Source organism: Albidovulum sp., from assembly GCF_049646345.1.
GTDB lineage: Bacteria > Pseudomonadota > Alphaproteobacteria > Rhodobacterales > Rhodobacteraceae > Albidovulum.
Window position 1 is genome coordinate 1 of sequence record NZ_JBARVQ010000033.1, and the last position, 2,693, is coordinate 2,693.

At 64.4% G+C, this 2,693-nt stretch carries 2 protein-coding genes and 2 pseudogenes; 3 read left to right on the top strand and 1 reads right to left on the bottom strand.

The genetic code is table 11. The annotated features are described in order from the left end of the window. Positions 1-436 (bottom strand): NAD(P)/FAD-dependent oxidoreductase (locus WBB85_RS00790; protein ID WP_432636716.1); only part of this gene is annotated, 436 nt, incomplete at its 3' end. Between the two features lie 207 nt (positions 437-643). Between WBB85_RS00790 and WBB85_RS00795 the strand changes: the two genes are divergently transcribed. From WBB85_RS00795 to WBB85_RS00805, 3 genes and pseudogenes are all read left to right on the top strand, one after another. Further along, positions 644-979, top strand: coding sequence for a hypothetical protein (locus WBB85_RS00795; protein ID WP_432636717.1), 336 nt, complete (start codon positions 644-646; stop codon positions 977-979). A 41-nt stretch (positions 980-1,020) separates the two neighbouring features. Beyond that, a pseudogene (locus tag WBB85_RS00800) lies at positions 1,021-2,417 on the top strand (PepSY-associated TM helix domain-containing protein). Between the two features lie 113 nt (positions 2,418-2,530). After that, positions 2,531-2,693: pseudogene (locus WBB85_RS00805) on the top strand (quinone oxidoreductase); the annotation flags it as partial.

Sequence of the window (2,693 nt, forward strand, 5' to 3'; positions counted from 1 at the left end):
AGCCGTCCTGGGGATGGAACAACGCGCCCTTGAGGTCATCGGTGCGCAAAAGCGGCCAACGCTCTTTCATTTCCTTCGGCGTCAGGAACTCGTGATAGACATCACAGGTTTCCGCGACCGAGGAATAGAGCATGTATTCGTCCATGCGGGCGTCGGTCTGCGCCATGCGCAGGTTGCCGACCACGGCAAAACCGGCATTGAGGCCGGTTTCCGCCTCAAGCGATTTATAGAAGTCGACCGAGTATTTGTGGATATGCGTGGTCGCATAGGACATGTTGAACAAGGGCAGCAGGCCAGCCGCGTGCCAGGTCGAACCGCTGGTCAGTTCGTCCCGCTCCAGAAGCATCGTATCCCAGCCAGCCTTGGCCAGGTGATAGGCGATCCCGGTTCCGACGGCACCGCCGCCGACGACAAGGGCTTTGACATGGGTTTTCATCGGGCCGACTCCTCGGGGCAATTTTCTGGCCCCTATCTGACAGAGCCGTAAAAACGTGGAAATGTCAGCCCGACCTAAAGCAGCGGAAAAACGACATGTCGGGCCTCTCGACCTGGTTGACCGGCGATTTGCCCAAGGGTAACGCAGGGCGTGATGGGACAGAATTCGCGCCATAGCCTGCGGGCATACCTGGTCTGGGCAATGTTCTTGCCGTTCCTGCTCCTGTCGCTACTGTCACCTGCCGTCATGCCGTCCCGCGGGGTGGATGGCACCGTCGCGCTCGTGCTTTGTACGGGCGACGGGCCGGTGACGCTGGCCTTCGATCCGGTGACCGGTGCGCCGGTTGAGCATGACCCTGACGGGGTGTCGGAGCGGTGCGACTGGGCCGCGTCGCATCACGCTGTGATCGACCTCGCGCGGCCAGAGCTACGGGCAATTGCGGGCGCCGTCACGCCGGGCAAGACCCCACCCGTTCCGCAACTGCTGGCCGCAACGCGCGCGACCGGATTGCCACCCGCAACGGGGCCCCCATCCGCTGCCTGACGTTTCCGACGACACCGAAACCTCAGCAACGGACTTTATTCATGACAGATGCAACCTTCGGGGCCGATGCTCCGGCGGGGCCTTCGGGCGCGAACAAACTCTACTTTGCCGCCTGGCGCTGGCATTTCTATGCGGGGCTCTATACCGCGCCCTTCCTGATGATGCTTGCCGCGACCGGCCTTTTGGCCATGTGGATCGCGGTCCTGTCCGGCATATCCGGCGAACAGCTGACCGTCACGCCGGGCGCCGCCCCCCTGACCCTGTCCGCACAGCAGGCCGCCGCCGAGGCGGCGGTGCCGGGCAGCCATGCCACACAATATGTGGCCCCGCTTGCCGCCGACCGGGCGGCGGCTTTCGCGGTCGCGACCGAAGCGGGCAAGACCGGTGTCGCGCTCGACCCCTATACCGGCGCGGTGCTGGAGACGTTTCCCTGGCGCGCGGGCTGGTATGACTGGCTGACCGACATCCACGGCTCACTTCTGATCGGCAAGACCGGCGACCGTCTGATTGAGGCGGCGGCCAGCCTCGGGCTGTTCCTTTGCGTATCGGGGCTTTACCTGCACTGGCCGCGCAATGGCGCAGGCTGGGCGGGCGCGCTGACGATCCGGCGCGGCGGCCGGGCCTTCTGGAAGTCGCTGCATGGCGCGCTCGGGCTCTGGTCCATGCTTATCCTCGTTGTCTTTCTTATCTCGGGCCTTTCCTGGGCGGGGATCTGGGGTGGCAAGCTGGTGCAGGCCTGGTCCACCTTCCCGGCAGCGAAATGGGACAATGTGCCCCTGTCGGACAAGACCCATGCCGACATGAACCACGGCGCGGCCAAGGAGGTGCCCTGGGGGCTGGAACAAACGCCGCTTCCGGCATCAGGATCGCTTGCCGGGACCGCGGCCATCGATGGGCCGGTCAGCTTCGACACAATCGGCGCCTTCGCCGACGGGTTGGGTTTTCTGCACCGCTATCAGGTCAACTTCCCGGGTGAAGAGACCGGTGTCTGGACGATCAGCCATGACAGCATGTCGAATGAGGGCCGCGCCCCTCGGCCGACCGCACGCTGCATATCGACAGGTACACCGGCAATGTTCTGGCCGATGTGCAATATGCCGACTATTCGGCCTATGCCAAGGCAATGGCCTGGGGCATCGCCTTTCATGAAGGCGATATGGGCTGGTGGAACATCGCGCTGAACACGCTCTTCTGCCTTGCGATGATCTTCGTGCCTTTGTCCGGCATCGTGATGTGGTGGAAACGGCGGCCCACGGGGGCGGGACGGCTGGCCGCGCCACCACGCCCCGCCGAGGTGCCGTTTGCCATGGGGGCGATCCTTTTGACGTTGGCGCTGGCGCTCGCCTTCCCGATGCTGGGGCTGACGATCCTGGCGGTGATCCTGCTCGACCTCGTTGTGATCGGCGCGATTCCGCCCCTGAAACCCGCATTGTCCTGATGCGTCTGCCGGGGCGGATCACCCTAAGGCCCGCCCCAGTAATCCGTTCATGTCTCGACCTTGCAATGGCAGATGCCTAGAGTGGGCGGGACGGCATGGGCGGAGGTGTGGATATGGCGCGGACAGTGGTGATCGAGGCCCATGGCGGGCCAGAGGCGATGACGCTTGTCGACCGCCCGGTCGGCGATCCCGGCCCGGGCGAAATCCGGATCGCGCACAAGGCCTGCGGTCTGAACTTCATCGACGTCTATCAGCGTGAGGGGCTTTACAAGCTCA